Source organism: Vibrio sp. LaRot3, assembly GCF_027587025.1.
Taxonomy (GTDB): Bacteria; Pseudomonadota; Gammaproteobacteria; order Enterobacterales; family Vibrionaceae; genus Vibrio.
On record NZ_JAPPTI010000001.1, the window covers coordinates 364,951 to 386,858 of the forward strand.

Annotated in this window: 17 protein-coding genes; 12 read left to right on the plus strand and 5 right to left on the minus strand. The window is 44.7% G+C overall.

Annotated features, from left to right (window positions below; all coding sequences use genetic code 11):
- Nucleotides 1-16: 16 nt before the first annotated feature.
- The 4 genes from lon (at nt 17) to OH461_RS01845 (ending at nt 5,301) form a co-directional block, all read left to right on the plus strand.
- Nucleotides 17-2,368 (plus strand): endopeptidase La, encoded by a 2,352-nt coding sequence (lon, locus tag OH461_RS01830; RefSeq protein WP_270018944.1) that lies wholly within the window; start codon nt 17-19, stop codon nt 2,366-2,368.
- A gap of 194 nt (nt 2,369-2,562) precedes the next feature.
- Nucleotides 2,563-2,835: an HU family DNA-binding protein gene (locus OH461_RS01835; RefSeq protein ID WP_260258911.1), complete on the plus strand. Its 273-nt coding sequence runs from the start codon at nt 2,563-2,565 to the stop codon at nt 2,833-2,835.
- 174 nt (nt 2,836-3,009) lie between these two features.
- Nucleotides 3,010-4,866, plus strand: a complete 1,857-nt coding sequence (gene ppiD / locus OH461_RS01840; protein WP_270018945.1) for a peptidylprolyl isomerase — start codon at nt 3,010-3,012, stop codon at nt 4,864-4,866.
- 135 nt (nt 4,867-5,001) lie between these two features.
- Nucleotides 5,002-5,301: a ComEA family DNA-binding protein gene (locus OH461_RS01845; protein ID WP_270018946.1), complete on the plus strand. Its 300-nt coding sequence runs from the start codon at nt 5,002-5,004 to the stop codon at nt 5,299-5,301.
- Nucleotides 5,302-5,403: 102 nt separating this feature from the next.
- Here the strand turns inward: OH461_RS01845 and OH461_RS01850 are convergent, their stop codons facing one another.
- The 4 genes from OH461_RS01850 to OH461_RS01865 form a co-directional block, all read right to left on the minus strand.
- The gene (locus OH461_RS01850; protein ID WP_270018947.1) at nt 5,404-6,708 is read right to left on the minus strand and encodes an outer membrane protein transport protein; all 1,305 of its coding nucleotides are present in this window, start codon (nt 6,706-6,708) and stop codon (nt 5,404-5,406) included.
- A gap of 320 nt (nt 6,709-7,028) precedes the next feature.
- The gene (locus tag OH461_RS01855; protein WP_270018948.1) at nt 7,029-8,318 is read right to left on the minus strand and encodes an outer membrane protein transport protein; all 1,290 of its coding nucleotides are present in this window, start codon (nt 8,316-8,318) and stop codon (nt 7,029-7,031) included.
- A gap of 247 nt (nt 8,319-8,565) precedes the next feature.
- Nucleotides 8,566-9,285 (minus strand): DUF3379 family protein, encoded by a 720-nt coding sequence (locus tag OH461_RS01860; protein ID WP_270018949.1) that lies wholly within the window; start codon nt 9,283-9,285, stop codon nt 8,566-8,568.
- Nucleotides 9,278-9,784 carry a sigma-70 family RNA polymerase sigma factor gene (locus OH461_RS01865; RefSeq protein ID WP_270019835.1) on the minus strand — a complete coding sequence of 169 codons (507 nt, stop codon included), beginning with the start codon at nt 9,782-9,784 and terminating at the stop codon, nt 9,278-9,280. The genes OH461_RS01860 and OH461_RS01865 overlap by 8 nt, the downstream gene beginning before the upstream one ends.
- Nucleotides 9,785-10,380: 596 nt before the next feature.
- Between OH461_RS01865 and fadI the strand changes: the two genes are divergently transcribed.
- From fadI to OH461_RS01885, 4 genes are all read left to right on the plus strand, one after another.
- Nucleotides 10,381-11,688, plus strand: coding sequence for an acetyl-CoA C-acyltransferase FadI (gene fadI / locus OH461_RS01870; protein WP_270018950.1), 1,308 nt, complete (start codon nt 10,381-10,383; stop codon nt 11,686-11,688).
- Nucleotides 11,688-13,802, plus strand: a complete 2,115-nt coding sequence (fadJ, locus tag OH461_RS01875) for a fatty acid oxidation complex subunit alpha FadJ (RefSeq protein WP_270018951.1) — start codon at nt 11,688-11,690, stop codon at nt 13,800-13,802. Before fadI ends, fadJ begins: the two co-directional genes overlap by 1 nt.
- A 143-nt stretch (nt 13,803-13,945) precedes the next feature.
- Nucleotides 13,946-15,169, plus strand: coding sequence for a tryptophan synthase subunit beta (trpB, locus tag OH461_RS01880; RefSeq protein ID WP_270018952.1), 1,224 nt, complete (start codon nt 13,946-13,948; stop codon nt 15,167-15,169).
- Nucleotides 15,170-15,350: 181 nt separating this feature from the next.
- Complete coding sequence (locus tag OH461_RS01885; protein WP_270018953.1) at nt 15,351-15,899, plus strand: NAD(P)H nitroreductase; 549 nt, start codon at nt 15,351-15,353, stop codon at nt 15,897-15,899.
- A gap of 80 nt (nt 15,900-15,979) precedes the next feature.
- Here the strand turns inward: OH461_RS01885 and OH461_RS01890 are convergent, their stop codons facing one another.
- A complete protein-coding gene (locus OH461_RS01890; RefSeq protein WP_270018954.1) occupies nt 15,980-16,855 on the minus strand; it encodes a LysR family transcriptional regulator in 876 nt (291 codons plus the stop codon).
- A gap of 276 nt (nt 16,856-17,131) precedes the next feature.
- Here OH461_RS01890 and OH461_RS01895 point away from each other — a divergent pair, with 276 nt between their 5' ends.
- From OH461_RS01895 to dnaX, 4 genes are all read left to right on the plus strand, one after another.
- A complete protein-coding gene (locus tag OH461_RS01895) occupies nt 17,132-18,223 on the plus strand; it encodes a response regulator (protein ID WP_270018955.1) in 1,092 nt (363 codons plus the stop codon).
- A gap of 331 nt (nt 18,224-18,554) precedes the next feature.
- Complete coding sequence (locus OH461_RS01900) at nt 18,555-18,959, plus strand: YbaN family protein (protein ID WP_270019836.1); 405 nt, start codon at nt 18,555-18,557, stop codon at nt 18,957-18,959.
- Nucleotides 18,960-19,130: 171 nt separating this feature from the next.
- On the plus strand, nt 19,131-19,676 hold the full coding sequence (apt, locus tag OH461_RS01905) for an adenine phosphoribosyltransferase (RefSeq protein ID WP_260259179.1): 546 nt from the start codon (nt 19,131-19,133) through the stop codon (nt 19,674-19,676).
- Between the two features lie 12 nt (nt 19,677-19,688).
- Nucleotides 19,689-21,860 carry a DNA polymerase III subunit gamma/tau gene (gene dnaX, locus OH461_RS01910; RefSeq protein ID WP_270018956.1) on the plus strand — a complete coding sequence of 724 codons (2,172 nt, stop codon included), beginning with the start codon at nt 19,689-19,691 and terminating at the stop codon, nt 21,858-21,860.
- Nucleotides 21,861-21,908: the final 48 nt, after the last annotated feature.

The window sequence follows — 21,908 nt, forward strand, 5'->3', positions numbered from 1 at the left end:
CGGAAGAGAGAATAATATGAACTTGGAACGTTCCGAACGTATCGAGATCCCTGTACTGCCTCTAAGAGACGTCGTTGTTTACCCGCACATGGTAATTCCTCTGTTTGTTGGCCGTGAAAAATCAATTGCTTGCCTAGAAGCAGCAATGGACAACAACAAACAAGTGCTTCTTGTCGCTCAAAAAGAAGCGGACACCGATGAACCTTCAAAAGATGATCTATTTGAAGTAGGTACAGTAGCTACGATTCTACAGTTGTTGAAACTACCAGATGGCACCGTCAAAGTGTTGGTGGAAGGTCAGCAGCGTGCAAAAATTAATCACTTTATCGAAAATGATTTCTTCTTAGCGGATGCTGAATATTTAGTAACAGCCGATCTTGATGAGCGCGAGCAAGAAGTGATTGTTCGCAGTGCGATCAATCAGTTTGAAGGCTTCATTAAGCTCAACAACAAAATTCCGCCTGAAGTTCTGACTTCTCTTAACGGTATTGATGAAGCAGCGCGTTTAGCCGATACGATTGCAGCGCACATGCCGCTTAAGCTAGTTGATAAGCAAAACGTACTTGAATTGTTGGATGTAACAGAGCGCCTTGAGTTCCTAATGGGGCAAATGGAATCTGAAATCGACATTCTGCAAGTAGAGAAACGCATTCGTACTCGCGTTAAAAAGCAGATGGAAAAATCTCAACGTGAGTACTATTTGAATGAGCAAATGAAAGCCATTCAAAAAGAGCTGGGTGAAAGCGAAGATGGCGTAGACGAATTCGAAACTCTTAAACAGAAGATCGACGAGTCGAAAATGCCTCAAGAAGCGCGTGAAAAAACCGAGCAAGAACTGCAAAAGCTTAAGATGATGTCTCCGATGTCAGCAGAAGCGACAGTAGTGCGTGGCTACATTGATTGGATGATTGGTGTGCCATGGGCTAAGCGTTCTAAGGTTAAGAAAAACCTAGCGAAAGCAGAAGAGATTCTAAACGAAGATCACTACGGTCTAGAACGCGTTAAAGAGCGTATTCTTGAATACTTGGCGGTTCAAAACCGTATCAACAAGTTAAAAGGCCCGATTCTTTGTCTTGTTGGTCCTCCTGGTGTGGGTAAAACCTCGCTTGGTCGCTCAATTGCGGCGGCTACCGGTCGTAAATATACCCGTATGGCGCTAGGTGGCGTACGTGACGAAGCGGAAATTCGCGGTCACCGTCGTACTTACATCGGCTCTATGCCGGGCAAACTGATTCAGAAGATGTCGAAAGTTGGTGTGAAAAACCCGCTATTCCTTCTGGATGAGATCGACAAGATGTCTTCAGACATGCGTGGCGACCCATCTTCAGCTCTGCTTGAAGTATTAGACCCAGAACAAAACAACGCATTTAACGATCACTACCTAGAGGTGGATTACGATCTGTCTGATGTAATGTTTGTCGCGACGTCTAACTCGATGAACATCCCTGGTCCACTATTAGACCGTATGGAAGTGATTCGTCTATCTGGTTACACAGAGGACGAGAAGCTTAATATCGCTAAGCGTCACCTTGTTGAGAAGCAAGTGAAGCGCAATGGCTTGAAGCCAGCTGAGATCACTATTGAAGACTCGGCAATTATCGGCATCATTCGTTACTACACACGTGAAGCGGGTGTACGTAGCCTAGAGCGCGAGATTTCTAAGATCTGCCGTAAAGCAGTGAAGAACATCCTGCTTAAGCCAGAGCTGAAGTCTGTCACGGTTTCTATGGATAACCTAAAAGAGTACTTAGGTGTTCAACGCCATGATTACGGTAAAGCAGACGACAGCAACCGTATTGGTCAAGTGACAGGTCTTGCGTGGACAGAAGTGGGTGGTGATCTATTGACCATCGAAACTGAATCAATGCCAGGCAAAGGTAAGTTGACTCAAACGGGTTCGCTTGGTGATGTGATGAAAGAGTCCATCCAAGCAGCGATGACGGTTGTACGTTCTCGTGCTGAGAAACTGGGTATCAACTCGGACTTCTACGAGAAACGTGATATTCACGTTCACGTACCAGAAGGTGCAACACCAAAAGATGGCCCAAGTGCGGGTATCGCAATGTGTACTGCGCTTGTTTCTAGCCTAACAGGTAACCCTGTGAAAGCAGAAGTGGGTATGACTGGTGAAATCACCCTACGTGGTGAAGTTTTACCTATCGGTGGTTTGAAAGAAAAACTGCTGGCAGCACACCGCGGTGGCATCAAAACAGTACTGATTCCGAAAGACAACGAGCGTGATTTGGAAGAGATTCCTGAGAACGTGATCGCAGACTTGAAGGTGATTCCAGTACAGTGGATTGATGAGGTACTGAGTGTCGCGCTTGAAAAAGACCCTACAGGTGTCGAGTTTGCTGCTGAAAAATAGTGATGTGCAGCAAAAATAAGTAAAAGATTACGCTGATTAGCCCGAAAATGCTTGTCAGCGTTTTTTTTGGGCGCTAACTTTAGCGACTGTAGCTTGAAGCCTTGATAAATAAGGGTTTGAGCTTGATTTGAAACTAAATGGAACAAAATAGCTGTCTAACAAAATAATAACAGACAGCGCAAAGGGGAATCACAGTGAATAAAACTCAATTAGTAGAAAAAATCGCAGCAGATGCAGATCTATCAAAAGCTTCAGCTGGCCGTGCTCTAGACGCATTCATCGAAGCAGTTAGCGGTACTCTACAATCTGGCGATCAAGTTGCTCTAGTTGGCTTCGGTACTTTCAGCGTTCGTACTCGTGCAGCACGCACTGGTCGTAACCCTAAGACTGGCGAAGAAATCCAAATCGCAGAAGCTAAAGTACCATCTTTCAAAGCTGGTAAAGCGCTTAAAGACGCTTGTAACTAATTCAGACACACTACGATCACGTAGTTTGTCAGAACCTTTTTAATTTATGCGCATCCTACTGATGCGCATTTCTTTTTCTGATATCATCGCGCTATTGAATTTTAATTTGAATGAACACCGCAATCGACCGAATTTAAAGGCGAGGGCGGCTCATACGCGGAGAGTAACTTAAGTATGATGGATCGATTACGCGAAGGCGTTAACAGCATCGCGGTTAAAATTATCCTAGGACTGATTATCCTATCTTTTGTATTTGTAGGTGTCGGTAACTTAGCAGGCGGCAGTAACAACGTTGCAGCGAAAGTTGGCAACACGCAAATCAGTCGTGGTGACTTCGAGCAAGCTTACCAAAACGAACGTAACCGCATGCAATCGCAGCTCGGTGAATACTTCTCAAACCTACTTGCAGATCCTGCCTACGTAGAGACTTTCCGTAAGTCAGTACTTGACCGAATGGTTAACGACGCACTGATTGAACAACATGCACAGTCTTTAGGTTTACGTGTTAGCGACGAGCAAGTACGTGAACTGATGCTAGAACTGCCACAGTTCCAAATGGATGGTGAGTTTAGCCCTGAGATTTACCAAACGACTCTGCGTCGTTACGGCTACTCTCCAGAAGGTTACGCGGAGCTATTGCGTCGTAACCTAGTTCGCAACCAACTATTAAGCGCAATTCAAGCGAGCGATTTTTCTCTGGCTGGTGAAGTTAACTCACAAGCTAAGTTGATCATGCAAACGCGTGAAATCCAAGCGATTAACCTTGGCCTTGCAGATTTCGCAGCAAAAGTTGAGCTAAGCGAAGAAGAAATTGCAGATTACTACCAACAGAATTCAGAGCGTTACACTCGCCCAGAGCAAGTGAAAGTAGCGTACATTGAGCTGTCGGCTGAGCAGTTGAAACAGTCTGTTGTTGTGACAGACGAAGAAGTAGCAACCTACTACCAAGAGCACCTTGATAAGTACTCTACTCAAGAGCAGCGTAAAGTAAGCCACATCCTTATTGAAGGCGATGACGAAGCGAAAGCGCAAGCGATTCTTGATGAGCTAAACGCAGGCGCAGACTTCGCAACACTTGCTCAAGAGAAGTCTGACGACATTGGTAGCTCTGAAGAGGGCGGTTCTCTAGGCTTTATTGAACGTGACGTTATGGACCCTGCGTTTGAAGATGCGGCATTCGCTCTGCAAAACGTTGGTGATGTAACAGGTCTTGTGAAATCTGAGTTTGGTTACCACATCATCAAGCTTGATGAACTTCAGCAGCCAGTGGCTAAGCCATTAGCAGAAGTTGCAGCAGTGATTAAACAAGAACTTGTTGACCAAAAAGCGGTGGATCAATTCTACGAACTGCAAAGCACGCTTGAGAAAGTGGCGTTTGAATCAGCGGATTCTTTAGATGATGCAGCGCAAGCTATCAACGCTAAAATCCACACGACAGATTTTATCTCTCAAGTAGATGCACCGGAGCTTCTTAAAACACCTGCGGTACTACAAGCGATTTTAAGCCCAGAAGTGAAAGAAGATGGCTTAAACTCAGAAGTAACGGAAGTTGCACCTGAGCACGTGATTGTCGTTCGTGTAGAAGATTACCGTGATGAAACTGTCTTGCCACTTGAAGAAGTGCGCGAGCAAGTTGTTGCTCAGCTAGCGAAATTGAAAGGCGAGCAAAACGCGATTGAGCTAGCAACTAAAGTTGTGGCTGAGCTTAATGCGGGTAATGAATCAGTGCTGGTGGATAACGCATTAGCGTTTGGTGAAACTCAACTTGTTGACCGTAGCTCTCCACTTGCACAAGCTGTATTCGCAATGCCAAAACCTGTTGATGGTAAGGTGCAATACGCTCAAAGCAAGTCGCTAAATGGTGACATTGTGATTGTGAAACTTGAGCAAGTATCAGATATGTTCATGACTCAGTACAATGACCAGATTGCTTCTCAGCTAATGCAAATGAACGCGGAACAAAACCTATCTGGTTTGATTAGCATCCTACGCCAGACTATTGATATTGAATATTATGTTGTGACTCAGTAAGTGATTACTGTGTAAGTAACAATAATGTCAAAACGGACTGCCTCGGCAGTCCGTTTTATTTTGGCCATAGGTGACTAATAATTATCTCTCAGCTCATTAGGATGTAAGTTCTGAAAATAACGATAAGGACCTCCTATGACTATTAAAGCGCTACTTCTTTCCGCTCTATTGGCAATCTTTGCTCCTATATCTGCTTTTGCCGAAGAACAACCTGCTGATCCTAAATACGATGGCATTGAAATTGTCGTCAATGTAAACCAAGCCAGTGCACAAGAGCTTGCTGATTTGTTGAAAGGTATTGGGCTGACAAAGGCACAAGCGATAGTCGATTATCGTGAGGCGAACGGGCCTTTCAAAAAGCCAGAGGAGCTTGCTAAAGTGAAGGGAATAGGTGAGGCTACTGTGGCTAAGAATATCGCGAGAATTGAGCTCTGATGGCTCTTATTGCGTGATTAGTAACTTACCTGATAATTTGATGAGCAGAAATGAAAAAGGCAGTGGATAACCACTGCCTTTGTATTTGGATTTTCTAGCTCATTAGAATGTGTAGCTTGCTTGAACACCGATTAGCCAGATAGAGCCTGATACTTCACCTTCAAAAGAACCACCGAATGTATCTGCGCCCAATACTGCAGGATCTGTTTCATGCATTTTCGCATCTTTTGCCATGATGTAAGTAAAGCCAGCATCTAGACTTAGTTGTTCAGACCATTGGTAGCCAGCACCGATGCTTAACCAAAGACGATCAGTTTCTGGAATTGTTGCTGTACGGTGTTCTTCACTTACCGCTGATTCATCGTAAGCAATACCTGTACGTAGAGAAAGCTTAGAGTCTACTTGGTAAGTTGCACCGATAGCGTAACGGAAGTTATCTTCCCAGTTCTCTTCTTTGATTAGCTCGTTAGTTCCGTCAGGGAACTCGGCACGAAGCTCTTTAAAGCTGCTCCAATCAGTCCAGTTGATGCTCGCGTGGATTGCGACTTTGTCGTTAAGTTGGTGGTAGCTCGCTAGTTCTGCTGTTGCTGGTAGCGCTAGGTCTAGGCTGCCATTTTTGTGTGCTTGAGGATCGGTCGGGTTGAAACCAAGGCCTTTTGCGTAGCCTTCTAGCGTCAAATCTACTTCTGATTTGTAAGTAAAGCCTAAGCGGTTTGTATCATTGATTTGCCAAACTGTACCGACTTGCCAAGCCCACGCGGTATCGTCACCTGCCATGTATTTTAGTGGTGTACCTGCTAGACCAGTTACAGCAGGCATGTTTTTAGATGCTTGAGCACCAAAGTGGCCTTCAGCGTCAATGTAGCGTAGACCAGCACCAATGCTTACAGCTTCGGTTAGTTGGTATGCCGCATTAAGGTTAGCTTCAATAGAGTAAACGTATGCTTCATTACCGTGGTTGGCAGCGCTGAAGTCAGAACCTAGCGCAGTTTCCATACCGTAGTTAGTACCTAGCGCAAAGCCGATAGCAACTTTTTCATTGTACTTGTGTGAAATGTATAGGTTTGGAATGACGGCATCGTGCGCGAAATCATCAGACTTAGTTTCGTATGGTTGGGCTGGAACTCGTGGGTCAGGCGTGTACATAGACGTACCGCTGATATCAATGTTTGGATCAACATAGATAGCACCTGTTGAAATCTGAGTACCTTCTAGGTCCATCAGTAGTGCAGGGTTACGCCATTGTGAGCTAGCGTTATCAGCCATTGCTGCTTCGCCCGCATAAGCGCGACCTAGACCGGTTGCTGAGTATTCTGCTAGCTGGAAGCCTGCAGCGTTTGCTGTACCAGTTGTAGCCATTAGACCACACGCTACTGCGATCGATAGGAGAGACTTGTTTGATTTCATTATAATGTTCGCTGAATGTAGTTGTAATTTGTGCCGCGATGATAAGTTTAGAGTTATTACTTTAGAAATAGAAAACAGTGTATATGATATTTTCAGGATAAAAATTTAATAATTTGGATTTAAGTAGTTAATATAACTGCTTTTGTGGTATGACCAGTTTGATTTTCAGCGAACAATTGTTTTGCGAAATGTTGACTTTAACTTACAGCTGTTCGCTTAGATTGTGTTGCTAGGTGTGCGCTGAAATAGATGAGGCAGAGTTGGAGATATAAAAAAGGGCTGGATAAACCAGCCCGATAATTAGGAAACGCTAGCTCAGCTTAGAAGCTGCGGCTGTATTGTAGGCCGAATAGAATCGCGTCTGCTCTTGTAGTACCAGAAATGCTAGAAATGTTCTCTGGCTGTCCTGGCGCGCCGAAGAATGGGTTTGCATTAGACTCGCTAACATTGACGTCGCCACCCATTAGGTAAGTGAAGCCAAAGTCAACGTTTGATGACTTATCAATGTGATACGTGAAGCCGGCAGAGAACCAGTTGCGATCAGAGTCTGGTACTGAAATTGATGTAACTTGATCTTGTGCGCTAGTGTCGTGCATGTAACCAGCGCGCAGAGTCCAGTCACTGTTCATGTAGTAAGTACCACCGATTGAATAGTGCATACCATTTTGCCATTCGTATTCATTCAAGACGCCGGCTTTCTCACTTTTTAAGACATCAAAAGAGTTCCAACCAATATATTGGATAGAGTAGTGAACAGCGAACTGAGTGTTTTCAATCTTATGGTAGCCAGAAAACTCTAGTAAGTCAGGAAGCGGCATTAGTAGTGTATCGTTTTCATACGTAACACCTTTAAATACAACATCACCTTCTGCTTCTAGTTCTGGTGAGTAGTGGTAAGCCAGACCGAAGCGGTTGTTTTCGTCTAACTCAAACACAGTGCCGATGTTAAAGCCTACTGCCCAACCGTCAGCTTCGACGTCTAGTGCTTTACTTGTGCCTAACGCCGCAGCAATTTCAGGGCTGAATGAACGCTTTAATGTGCCTTCACCGTAAATAAAATCAAGACCAGCACCAATGCTCCATTGTTTATTGATACGGTATGAGCCTGCTACACCTAAATTCATGCTTTTAACGTCAGTTAAACCGCCATATTCGTAACCTGGATAATCACCAGAAAATTCAGTTTTAGTACCGAAGTTAGTGTATGCATTAACGCCCCAGGCAAATTGTTCATTTACTGGAACGATTAAGTGAATATTTGGCGCAATAGAAGTATCACCAGCATCATCGTAATTCGCACTTTCTGCGCCTAGAGCGCCGTTTGTTGCTTGACATGTTGGACCACAGTAGACGCCATCTTTAACTTCAATCATTGAAGTGATGCTTTCAAAACCGAGCGATAGCTCCATTTTGTCGAAGAGTGCCATTGCAGCAGGGTTACGTGCCATTACTGATGCGTTATCTGCGATAACGGCATCACCAGCAAAAGCGCGACCAATACCGGTAGCTGATTGTGCGTTTAATTGGAAACCTGCGGCGAGAGCTTGTTGCGATGCAAGTGTAATGGTTACTGCTAACAGCGATTTCTTAAACAGACGCGTGTTATTCATGTTGCTTTTTCCTTTTTGTATTCGCCTCTATTTGGGCGTTTTATTTGAGCAATTGCTCAGTTGGGGCTGATCCTAGAGCTTAGTATAGTTTATAGAAATCCGACCATTGCCTAATTAGATGATAAAATTGCGGAAATGATGTGTATTTGGCAGGAAAATGCTGTTATTTGCGCCGTTTTAGAGTGTTAACTCTAGAAAAGGTGAAAATTTAAGGCCTAAGTGGAGAACTTAGGCCTTTCGTTGAGAGTTACATTGGTTTAAGAATGTTGACGATGTTTTTGGCGATGTTAGTAACATCTTCGCCGTCGTTACCTACAATGATTAAGCTAAAATCATCTAATGGTTCTATCACACCGGTTAGTCCTTGTTCGGCGAACGTCTCAACTTTTGAACTAGCAATGCCAGTTAAAAATAGCGTGACTTTACCTTGTTGACCTTTAAACACCATGTGCAAGGCATTCGATTGACCAAAACCACAGTGATTGAGGTAATAAACGTGGTACGGGAAGTGTTGGCCTAATTGATGAGCAAATGGCGCCATTTTGGTATTGATCTGCAAATTGCCCACTTCTTCATCAAGATTGTTAATGAAGGGTTGCTCGTCAAATACGTGCTGTACAGCGGTTGTTGCAAGGCTTGCTTGAGCAGGCGAAACAACAATGTTTCCCCAATTTATTTGACTAACCATGATACCGGCTGCGAAAGACGCCGCTAAAGCCATGCTACGTTTAAAAAAGTTAGGTTTCACAACGTTGTTTTGTTGCTGAGAGCTTTGGTTGAACAAAATTTTGTCCGCCAAGTCTTCTGGTACATCAACATTCATCGCTTTGGCTATTTGCGCATCCAGTTCAAGAATATCTTCCGCAAATTTATTGTTACTTTCATTGGCACGCATCGTATCGACAATATCGCTATCCCGGCATTTGGGATCGGACATAATTCGACGGCGGAATTCTAACTCATCCATTGTGCGCTCCTTTATGATTATCATCTGACTCTAACATCTCTTTTAGCTGATTCCTTGCTCTAAACAGACGCGTCATAACGGTATTTTTATTCAGCTCGAGGATTTGGCTAATTTCTTCACCACTGAACCCTCCAACCACTTGCAAAAACAAAGGCTCTCGATAGTCCACTTCAAGCTTCATTATCTGAGCATGTACCCACTCAGATTGATGATGTGGGTCGTCACTGACTTTGGCTTCGTTAGAGTGATCATCAATATCTACCAGATCAAACTGCTTGCGTTCAAAGCGGCGAGCGTTTTCACGGCGTAAAATAGTGATGAGCCATGACTTTGCTGCTTTATCATCCTGCAAGCTATCGAGTGACTTCCATGCTCTTAAACAAGTTTCTTGCACCAAATCTTCCGCTATCGTTGGGTCTTTACATAACCAATAGGCATAGCGATAAAGGTCTCGGTGGTAGGCTCTTACTAGAGCTTCATATTTTCTTTGTCTGTCCATATCTAAATCGACCGGACGTTTGGATTTTTTCTTCCCAAAAAAATCAATAATGGCCACAAAAGCCTCCAAATATCACTTGGGGTACGAGTCAATCAGCGTAAAAGGGCAGTTAGGTAAAAGATAACTCACTGTTTTAAAGTGACTAAAACGATTACCTTACCAATTAAGTCAGAAATCGAATGAAAAATTGATCTAATTCAAAATATGACCCAACTCAGCGGTTATAGTACACCTTGTCATCTAGTTAGTGTTTCACTAACAAGTTGAGCAAGATGACACTTCCTTTTGAAGGCTGACTTTACTTTCTCCTAATCAGGAAACTGATTATTTTCAATTGGCGTAAGTTAATTGCTTTATACATTCCAACCACACAGATTTGTGTGGTTTTTTTTTGCCAAAAATTCTTTGAATAGTATTACATTCAGTTCACACACTCTTCTAAATATAGTGAAATTCTAAGCTGATACAATCTTGTTTTTCATTTACTTAGCTATGCTAAAAGTCATCAAATCACATTTATTCAAACGTATGTTTGATTGCGTTAACATTTTAGTTACAATGTTTCTGGTCAGACCTCTAAGGATTAAGGAGCACCAATGGGCAAGCAGCAAGTGACGACTCGCAATGGAGAAAGGGTCGCAATCGTAGCAGGATTGCGCACCCCATTTGCACGTCAAAGCACGGAGTTTAGCCAAGTTCCGGCAGTGGACTTAGGCAAAATGGTGGTAAGTGAAATGCTTGCCCGAGTAGATATTGAACCGCAACTGATTGAGCAAGTGGTGTTTGGTCAAGTTGTGCAAATGCCAGAAGCGCCCAATATCGCAAGAGAGATCGTGTTAGGTACAGGAATGGATATTCATACCGATGCCTACAGTGTGACTCGAGCTTGCGCGACCAGTTTTCAAGCGGCGGTGAATGTTGCTGAGAGTATTATGGCGGGAACCATTGATATTGGTATCGCGGGCGGCGCAGATTCTTCCTCAGTATTACCAATTGGTGTTTCCAAGAAAATGGCTGCTAATTTGTTGGCGTTGAGTAAAGCGCGTTCAATGAAGCAAAAGCTGAGCATACTCAAATCGTTCTCACTGAAAGATCTTATGCCTGTCCCACCTGCGGTTGCTGAATATTCTACAGGCCTATCGATGGGCCAAACTGCGGAACAGATGGCGAAAAGTCATGGGATTAGCCGTCAAGAGCAAGATGAATTAGCTCATCGCTCTCACTCCCTTGCTTCTCAAGCGTGGAAAGAAGGTAAGATTTCCGGTGAAGTGATGACAGCCTTCCCTGAACCTTACAAAAAATGGTTAGCAGAAGATAACAACATTCGCCATGACTCAACCTTAGAAGGTTATGCCAAGCTAAGACCAGCCTTTGACCGTCAATATGGCAGCGTTACTGCAGCGAATAGTACCCCGCTTACTGATGGCGCAGCGGCCGTGATGTTAATGCGGGAAGGTAAAGCGAAAGAGCTAGGCTTAGACATTCTTGGTTATATTCGCTCTTATGCGTTTTCAGCGATTGGGGTTGAGCAAGATATGTTGATGGGCCCATCTTATGCAACGCCAATGGCGCTCGACCGCGCAGGCATAGAGCTGAGTGATTTAACTCTAATCGACATGCACGAAGCGTTTGCGGCTCAAGCTCTTTCGAACGTCAAAATGTTTGCCAGTGACAAGTTTGCCCAGGAGAAATTAGGGCGAGCGAAAGCTATTGGTGAGATAGATATGGATAAGTTTAATGTGCTTGGTGGGTCTATCGCTTACGGGCATCCCTTTGCAGCGACAGGTGCTCGGATGATGACACAAACACTGCGTGAACTGAAGCGTCGAGGTGGCGGCTTGGCATTGAATACCGCTTGTGCGGCTGGTGGCTTAGGTGCTGCTATGATTTTGGAGGTTGAGTAATGAGTGATTTAAAAGCGTTTAACCTCAGTATCGATGATAACAACATTGCATGGCTTGCCATCGATGTACCCAATGAGAAGATGAATACCTTGCAAGCGGCTTTTGCTGATGAAATGGAGCAAGTGTTCGCTGAAATTGAGCAGCATAAAGGCGCGTTACAAGGTTTGATTATCCACTCAGGTAAGCCAGACAACTTCGTAGCTGGTGCCGATGTCCGCATGTTGGATGCTTGCAAGTCAGCACAAGAAGCGCAAGCGTTAGCTGAAAAAGGTCAGCAGATGTTCCAAAAGCTTGCTGATTTAGCCTTTCCTGTTGTTGCAGCAATCCATGGCCCATGCTTGGGCGGTGGTTTAGAGCTCGCTTTAGCTTGTGACTATCGCGTATGCAGTGATGACGATAAAACACGTATCGGTTTACCCGAAGTTCAATTGGGTTTACTGCCGGGATCTGGAGGTACGCAAAGACTGCCAAGGTTGATTGGTCTACTGCCATCGCTCGATATGATTTTGACCGGTAAACAGCTGCGAGCTAAAAATGCCAAAAAGCTTGGTGTAGTGGATGCTTGTGTCCCTAACACCATTTTATTGGAAGTCGCGAAGCAGTTTGTCGAGCAAAAGGACAAAGCCAAACGTAAAACTACGACCAAAGAAAAACTGATGGCCCAAACAGGCTTTGGCCGTAAAGTGATTTTTGAACAAGCTGCCAAGAAGACCGAGCAAAAAGCGCGAGGTAACTATCCGGCGACAAGTGCGATCTTAGAGGTGATTCGCCATGGTTTAGAGCATGGCTATGAAGCGGGCCTTGCGAAAGAAGCGCAGCAATTTGGTGAGTTAGTCATGACTGACCAATCCAAAGCATTGCGTTCCATTTTCTTCGCGACCACCGAAATGAAGAAAGAGAATGGGGCAGACGCTGAACCAAAAACAGTCGACCGAGTGGCGGTTTTAGGTGGTGGCTTGATGGGCGCGGGTATTAGCCATGTGACCGTGGCAAAAGCGAAACTACCCGCGCGGATTAAAGATGTGTCTAATGATGGTGTATTGAACGCGCTTAACTACAACTACAAATTGTTCGAGAAACAGAAAAAGCGTCGAATTCTCTCTAAAGCTCAGCTGCAAGCCAAGATGAACCAGCTCTCTGGCGGTATTGATTTCACCACGTTTAATCGCACTGATGTAGTGATTGAAGCGGTGTTTGAAGATCTTGCTTTGAAACAGAAAATGGTGGCGGATGTTGAAGAAAATGCCAAAACCGATACGATTTTCGCGACCAACACATCGTCGTTGCCGATTCACCAAATTGCAGAGGAAGCGCAACGTCCTGAAAATGTAGTGGGTTTACATTACTTCAGTCCGGTAGAAAAAATGCCGTTGGTTGAAGTGATTCCGCATGAGTCAACCTCTGAGGAAACCATTTCTACCGTTGTGGATTTAGCACGAAAACAAGGTAAGACGCCGATAGTCGTCAAAGACAGAGCCGGTTTTTATGTAAACCGTATTTTGACGCCCTACATGAATGAAGCGGCGCAAATATTGTTAGTTGGTGAGCCCATCGAACACTTAGATAATGCATTGGTCAATGCAGGGTTCCCAGTCGGTCCTATTGCATTGTTGGATGAGGTTGGAGTCGATATTGGCGCTAAGATCATGCCGATATTGGTTGATGAGCTTGGCCCTAGATTCAAAGGCCCTGACGTGTTCGATACCTTGCTCAATGATGGTCGTAAAGGTCGCAAGAGTGGCAAGGGTTTCTATACCTACAACGGTAAAAAGAAGCAGGTTGATAAGAGCGCTTACAAACTATTGAAGTTAGAGCCAGAGTCAAAGCTAACCGAAAAAGAGATTGCGATGCGCTGTTTACTGCCAATGCTTAATGAAGCGGTCCGCTGTTTGGATGAAGGGATCATTCGTAGTGCTCGTGATGGGGATATCGGAGCGATATTTGGTATTGGATTCCCTCCATTTTTGGGTGGGCCTTTCCGCTATATGGATCAGCTAGGTATTAAGCAAGTTGTGGAGATCATGAATGAACATGCTTCTAAATACGGCGATCGTTTCGCTCCGTGTGACGGCTTGTTAACCCGGGCAAGCATTGATGCCAAGTTTTACGATTAGCGTTCAACTGGTTTATATAAAGGCGAGCATTATGCTCGCCTTTTTTGTGAGAGAGCTAACTAATGCAACCAATGGTATTTGAGTGAGTTGAATATAAACCTTACTATGCGAAAGTGTACTAGTTAGGTAGGACAAGGAGCCCCATGAAAAACACATTTGATCACAACACCCCTGATGCTCAAGGTTATTTCGGCGAATATGGTGGTAGTTTTATTCCAGAAGAGTTGCAGAAAGTGATGGATGACATTACGGCTGCATACAATGAGTGCCGCAAAGATCCTGAGTTTCAAGCGGAGCTAGCAAGGCTGTATAAGCACTTTGTTGGTCGTCCTAGTCCTATCTTTCATGCCCAAAACCTTTCAGCTAAATATGGCGCAGATATTTACCTTAAACGAGAAGATCTTAACCATACTGGCGCGCACAAGATTAACCATTGCTTGGGTGAAGCTTTGCTGGCGAAGAAAATGGGCAAAAAGAAGTTAATTGCCGAAACGGGAGCAGGTCAGCATGGTGTCGCGTTGGCAACAGCGGCGGCTTTGGTCGGTTTGGAATGTGATATCTATATGGGCGAAGTAGATATCGCTAAAGAGCACCCGAACGTAGTGCGTATGCGCATCTTGGGCGCGAACGTCATTCCTGCGACTCATGGGCGCAAAACCCTAAAAGAAGCCGTAGATGCGGCGTTTGAGGCCTACTTAAAAGATCCAATCAATCAACTATATGCCATCGGTTCTGTTGTTGGCCCGCATCCTTTCCCAATGATGGTGCGAGATTTTCAATCGATTATAGGTAACGAAGCGCGTGAGCAATTCCAAGAAATGACGGGTGTATTGCCTAATAACTTGGTGGCTTGTGTGGGTGGTGGTTCAAACGCTATGGGGTTGTTTAGCGCTTTCCTTGAGGATGAACAGGTATCTATACATGGCGTAGAGCCCGCGGGTCGTTCTATTGAACAAGTGGGTGAACATGCTGCAACTTTAACTCTGGGTGAGCCCGGCGTTATGCATGGTTTTAAATCCTACATGCTCAAAGATAACCAAGGGGAGCCACAAGAGGTGTATTCTGTGGCGAGTGGACTCGATTACCCATCAGTTGGGCCTCAACATGCTTACCTAAAAGATCTCGGTCGCGTCAATTACGGCACCGCTGACGACAAAGAAGCGATCGATGCTTTCTTTGAGCTATCACGCCTTGAAGGGATCATTCCAGCGATAGAGTCGTCTCACGCAGTCGCTTACGCATTGAAGTTAGCCAAACAAGGTGAAAAAGGCTCAATATTGCTTAACTTATCTGGGCGTGGCGACAAGGATATCGATTTTGTTGTTGAACATTACGGTCAACAGTATGGCATCGAAAAGCTCGTTTAGTGTTCAATTTCGCTAAAACATTAAGCTGACGTTATCACGTCAGCTTTTTTTATGCCTGCCTCAATCGAAACCGAGTGTTTAATGACATACTCCGAACTGTACCAAATCCCAATAGGCGTTTATTATCAATAGATAACAATTGCTCAACAAAATGAATTAATAAAATTAAAAAGGAATCGCCATGGATGCGTTAGATCTACTCCTTAACCGTCGTTCTATTGGTAAGCTTTCTGCCCCTGCGCCAGAGGGTAAAGTACTCGAAAACATTATTCGCGCTGGTCTGAGAGCCCCAGATCATGCTGGATTAACCCCTTGGCGGTTTGTTATCTCTCAAGGCGAGGGATTGCAAAAATTGGCCGACATTCTTGTATCTGCTGCAAAGGCGGATAGCAGTGATCCTCAAGTGATAGAAAAGGTCAGCAATGCCCCTTTTCGAGCGCCGATGGTAATTACTGTGATTGCCAAAGTGACACCCCATGAAAAAGTGCCTGCGATTGAGCAGCATATCTCAGCGGGCTGTGCGGCACATGCGATGCAAATGGCTGCGGTAGCTCAAGGCTTTCAAGGTTTTTGGCGTTCAGGAAAATGGATGTTTCATGACAAGGTACAACAGGCGTTTGGTCTGGAAGGGGAGGATCAAATTGTCGGTTTTCTCTACCTTGGAACTCCGGGCTGTACCCCGCTAAAAGTGCCGGAAAGAGATTTGTCGAAGTTTGTTGAGTTTCTTTAAATAGGGTGAAATAGAAAACGGTTGGCTTAAAGCCAACCGTTTATACAAACACATTTGTAGGGAAAGAGACGATGTGAAAATTAGTGGATGTTATAAGCAATCACAAAGTCGATGAACAAACGCACCTTTTCAGGTAGGTGGTCCTTATGGTTGTACAGCATGTAGATATCACGCGGGTTTGCGCTCCAATCTTGTAGTACCTGTATCAAACTGCCATCTTCGATAAATTCGCGGATCATAACATCCGGCATCAACGTAATACCCAACCCATCAGAACATGCACTACGAACAACATTTAAAGCGTTAGCTTGAAAACGGCCTTTGTCATTATTGATGACTGTTTCACCACTTTCATTCATAAGTTGCCATTTCAGTAATGGATGACCTTTAAGTAGTGAGTGGTTGTGCAGCTCCTCTGCATGAGTCGGTGCTGGGTAGATTTTCAAATAGTCTGGGCTCGCAACTAAGATATCTTTTACTGAGCTGATTTTGCGTGCAATTAAGCTAGAATCTCGTTGAGGGCCGACGCGGAAAATGACATCCCATTCTGTTGGGTCAAGCTGGTCAGCATGATTACTGGTAGTCAGTTCAATGTTGATGTCTGGGTACTGCATCATAAACTCATTGAACATCGGCATCATCATACGCTTGGTCAGGTTTGATGGAGATGAAATGCGAATCTTACCCGCAGCGCCGCGACATTCGTCGGAAATTTCTTCCGCGGCTGAAGAGAGTCTTTGCAGTAGTGGTGAACATTCGTTGTAGAATCTTTCTCCCGCTTCTGTCAAAGAGAGTTTACGCGCATGACGGTTCAATAACCTTAGGTTTAGTGAGTCTTCTAAGGCTTGGATTCGTCTCGTAATGGTTGCAACAGGGATCATGGTCTTGCGTGATGTTGCTGTGTAACTCCCATTTTCGACAACGAGTCGAAATAGGTTTAGATCATCTAATTTCATGTTTCAGACACATATATTTACGAATTGTCATTAATCTATATCCTTAATGTGCGCTAAAGATTGAGTCACATCAACAAGTAATGCGATCTTTCACATTTCGTACATGCAAAAAGTGGCAGCGTACAAGTTAACTATTTCTGTAGAAACATTCTCCCAGCGTCGCTTTCTATAAATCTGGTTAGCTACTATATTTAGGTTGGCTTGCCGAATAAATTATTCAATAACTATAAAAAACTAAATAACGAATCTCCAGTTTTCAGGTTGTGTGAGGCTTTTATGCATAAGATTATTGATGCTCAAATTGTTCCTGCTGAGCATGTTTCAGCGCATAAGAAACGTATTATGTTAGTAGACGATGATCCGATTTTTCGTCGTATCACTGATGCTTTTCTTGTGAGCCAGGGATATGAAGTACTTCAAGCAGAAGATGGGTTAGAAGGGTTGCGCCTGTTACGTGATTTTGAGCCTGATGTGATTTTGTGTGATCTCGCAATGCCAGTAATGAATGGCATCGAGTTTGTTGAAGAAGTGAGTTTAGAGTACCCATCTTTACCATTGATCGTCGTATCAGCGACCGAGGAAATTTCAGACGTTGCCAAAGCACTGCGTTATGGGATTAAAGATTTTCTGACTAAGCCGATCAGTAAGTTCGAACACCTTTCTGAGGCCATTGAAAACACGTTAGAAGACTCCGATAACCACATGAGCGATCAGCGCGATTTCTCTAGTCAGTGGTTTAGGGTTGAGAGTGGTGATATGCCAGAAGAGCAAGAATTGCATTGGCACTTAGATTATCTTCAACAAAACCCGAGCGCCGCCAAAGATCTGCTTCACGCTCTATTGCCAGAAAAAGATACTTCGCAAGGCGATTGGAAATGCACCTATCGCTTATTACAATCGACAGAAGTGATGCCGCTCGTTTTTGATTACGCGTGGTTAATCAATGGTCAGTTTGCTTTTTACTTAGTGGATTCCCAAGCTGAGAATGGCGCGGCGACCACGTTGTTGATCCGAGCACTGTTCCATGACTACTTACGAAACCTAAAATCGTTTAATGCAGAGCTCAAAGATCTTGCCGAGTTGATTGAAAAAGGCATTGAATGTTCAGATTGTGCAGCGCCGGTTAATGCCTTATTTGGTGTAGCTGATTTAGCCGAAGGGACGATTTCAATTTTGCCTGCAGGATTAGACGCCAATTTTAGCAGCGAGACCTATGCGCAGCATATTGATGGTGGTGTGTCTCTTGGCGAGCAATGCCGTCAAAATTCAATTGTCGATGGGTTAGCGATTACTCAGGCCAGTAATATTAGCTTAAGCCGGATCGGTACTAGTAGCTTTAGCTTGGAGCTGCAGAAGAAAAAACACTAAATGACTAAAGATGTAGAAAGCAGCCGCAAGGCTGCTTTTTTGTTTGCTGTCATCAACTGGTCACTGATAGAAACGGGGTTATCCTCACTTTTACTCCGTGTTTGTGAAGCTCTGAATCGACTATAGTTTGAGCATACTAACAAAGCAGCACCCACCTTATTGGGCTGCAATATTTCATTACAGTGAGGCAAGCAAACATGACAGACAACGAATTCAAAGAACCTTATAATATCTTCTACTTTTTGGGATTCATTTTGGTTTTACTCATCCCAATGTTACCGGCAATCATAACTTGGCTTCGTGTGCTAAATGGCTACGCGAACTTTTAAGACTGGAGCACACCATTACCATTCGTCGTATAGCCCTAAACATAGTGGGCAGCCTGAGTTTATTGCTTGGATTCCTCGGCATATTTTTACCTGTGCTGCCGACAACACCATTTGTACTGCTTGCTAGCGCTTGCTTTATGCGCAGCAGCCCCCGCTTTAATCAATGGTTACTGGAGCATAAAACGTTCGGACCTATCATCGATAACTGGCACCAACACCGAGCTGTGACCCGTAAAGTGAAAGCGCGTGGTGCTATTGCGATGGTGGCGAGTTTTAGCTTCTCAATCTACATCGTCCCGCATTTTTGGTTAAAGATTATGCTAGTCGTCATGCTGGTGGTGCTTCTGAGCTGGTTTATTCGTTTACCTGTGATAGAGCGCCTTGCTGAGCAAGAAGAAAATCACTAAGATTGGTAAGAAGTGTGCCCGCTTTATTGTAAGTGGGCGTTTGTTTTTTCGCCCCTAGATTGCTGGCAGGCTAATAGTCTCAAAAGCAGAGTGGGGAGTGTGAACAATCCTTATCTGCGCCACATTAGCCGTAATCGATACGACTGCGCAGCCAATCTTAAGAAAGAAATTATGACGACTGAAACAATCTCACAGATCAAAGCAAGCATTAAAAGCATTCAAGACTATCCAAAACCAGGCATCCTTTTCCGTGATGTAACTAGCTTGATGGAAGACCCAAAAGCCTACCAAGCAACCATTCAATTATTGGTAGAAAAATACAAAGACATGGGCTTCACCAAAATCGTTGGTACTGAAGCGCGTGGTTTCTTGTTTGGTGCGCCACTTGCTCTTGAGCTAGGTCTTGGCTTCGTACCTGTACGTAAACCGGGCAAACTTCCTCGTGAGACTGTCGCTCAAAGCTACGAGCTAGAGTACGGCACTGACACGCTAGAAATCCACGTAGACGCTATTTCAGAAGGCGATAAAGTTCTTGTAGTTGATGACCTACTGGCAACTGGCGGTACGATTGAAGCGACGACTCAGCTAATTCGTAAACTTGGTGGCGAAGTTGAGCATGCTGCATTTGTTATCAACCTACCTGAAATTGGTGGTGACAAGCGTCTAGAAAAACTAGGCCTGAATGTTTACAGCATCTGTGAGTTTGAAGGTCACTAATCGGAACGGTTCATGAGTTATCTTGCCTTAGCGCGAAAATGGCGACCAACTAAGTTTAAAGAAGTAGTTGGCCAAGCCCACGTTTTAACAGCCCTTGAAAATGCCTTAGAGCAGAATCGACTGCACCATGCTTATCTATTCAGTGGTACTCGTGGTGTGGGTAAAACCTCTATTGGTCGATTATTTGCGAAAGGACTCAACTGCGAAACGGGTATTACTGCTAACCCTTGTGGTGAGTGTGATACCTGTAAAGAGATTGATGAAGGTCGCTTTGTTGATCTATTAGAAATCGATGCGGCATCTCGCACTAAAGTTGAAGATACTCGTGAGCTTTTAGACAACGTGCAGTACAAACCTGCACGCGGTCGCTTTAAAGTTTACCTAATCGATGAAGTTCACATGCTGTCGCGCCACAGTTTTAACGCTTTGCTGAAAACGTTAGAAGAGCCGCCTGAGTATGTGAAATTTTTATTAGCGACAACTGACCCGCAAAAACTGCCAGTAACGATATTATCTCGTTGCTTACAGTTCCATCTTAAGCCGATCAGTGTTGATGATATTCATCAGCAACTCGAAACGATCCTTAATGCTGAAAGCATGGGCTTTGAGCAACGCGCATTAGGCATGATTGCTCATGCTGCTGATGGCAGTATGCGTGATGCACTGAGCCTTACCGACCAAGCAATTGCTCTCGGCAATGGCCAAGTTCAAACTGAACTGGTCTCTCATATGCTCGGTACGCTGGATACAGATCATGCGATTCACATGCTGGAAGCGATCAGTCAAAAGCAGCCGAAGATTGCGATCGAAGCCGTTAATCAGTTGGCACAAAATGGTGTCGATTGGGATGGGTTATTACAGCAATTAGCGAGTCAATTACATCGAATCGCCATGTATCAGGCACTGCCAAGTACGCTTGATAAAGGGCAGCCGGATGCGGAAAAGATTGAATTATTAAGCCGAGCGTTACAACCACAAGACGTTCAGCTTTATTACCAAATTGCCTTGAAAGGCCGCCAAGATTTACCACTCGCGCCTTCTGAAAGAGTTGGGCTTGAGATGGTTGTTTTGCGCATGATGGCCTTTAGGCCAGCGACGACGGCATCGGCGAACATCATTTCTACCGAAGTCAGCGCTCCACAGCAAGTGGCTTCGCCAGTGACCACGCCAGAACCAGTTGCTAAACCTGCGCAACCAACGCCGGCTAAGCAAGAAGTGATGGCCAATGCCTCAAGTACACCACAGAGAGCGCCTGCCGCACCAGTGTCAGTGCCGCCATCTGCGCCTGAGTATGATTTAGCGCCACCGCCAGAACATTACAGTGACCAGTATGATGCGGTTCATCCGGCAAGTATGCCTGCCAATGATATGTCGCCGCAACAAGCACCAGTGCCGCCGCAATCACAACCCGTGGCAAGGCCAACAACTCAAGCTTCGCCTGCCCAACCCGCTTCACGAGCTGGTGGTTTACGCCATCAATTGCGTTCGCAGCGTAATGGTCTGACGGGTAATCAAGCATCGTCTGTATCTGGCTCATCGGTAAAAAAGCCTAATGCGACATCTGCAAATAAAAAAGAGTCTGTACTTGACCGTGTTGCTCAAAAACACGCAGGTTCAGCGCAGGTGTCGCCATTAAGCAACGGTTTGCCAAGTGCCCCACCTGTTGAAGAACAAGATCAAGCGTATCGCTGGAAACCTTCTTCACCACAAACGCAGAAGAAAAAGAAAGAGCTTACGCCTACGCAAATTAAACAGGCGCTAGAGCATGAAAAAACGCCAGAAATGGCGCAAAAGTTGGCGGATGAATCAGTCGTACAAAATGAATGGGCAGCATTGATCGCCCGTTTAGAGACGGCGAAGTTAACCGAGCAGCTTGCACTTAACTCTCATTATCAGAAAAATGGCTCGTCTATTTTACTGACGCTGCGTCCGCAGCAAGCGCACTTAAATACTGACCGTGCGCAAAGTGAATTACTGCAAGCGCTGAATACGGCATTGAACGAAGAGTGCCATTTGAGTGTCGAAGTAGGTGAGAGTGGTCAATCTCCGTTAGAGCTGCGCGAAGCCTTGTACCAAGGCAAGCTTCAACAAGCGTTTGATAGTTTAGAGTCTGATGACAATATTAAATTTATCGAGACACGATTCGCCGCTGAGCTAGATAAAGACAGTGTTAGACCGGTCTAACACAAATAGATAAAGAATCATGGGGGTTGAAAGCGCGACTTTCGACCC